This is a genomic window from Erwinia sp. PME.40.26/001, assembly GCF_055556675.1.
The window spans coordinates 1-276 of sequence record NZ_JBVHNP010000138.1; the positions used below are offsets into that span (position 1 = coordinate 1).

1 protein-coding gene is annotated in these 276 nt (G+C 66.3%); it reads left to right on the top strand.

Going from position 1 to position 276, the window contains the following annotated elements; genetic code table 11:
• Positions 1-276: hypothetical protein (locus tag ACZ3HG_RS23555; protein ID WP_465334772.1), on the top strand; the 276-nt coding region annotated here is incomplete at both ends.

Here is a 276-nt window from a genome sequence, read left to right on the forward strand (position 1 = left end):
TCTGGTCCACGGTCGATCGATTCGATGACGGAACGAACGTCCTGCGGACGACCGCCGATCCGGGAGGCCCCTGGGTCGCGCTCGTCGGGATCGCTCCGGTCGTCGTGGCTGCGATCACGCTGTTTCTGCCACGACGTCCCGCCCGTATCCTCCTATTGGTGCTCGCGATTCTCATCACCGTCGCCGCACTCGGCGGGTTCACCGTCGCCGGATGGTTTCTCCCCTTCATCGCGCAGCTGTGGGTAGCCGTCTTCCTCCCGATCGCCGTGTCGCGCG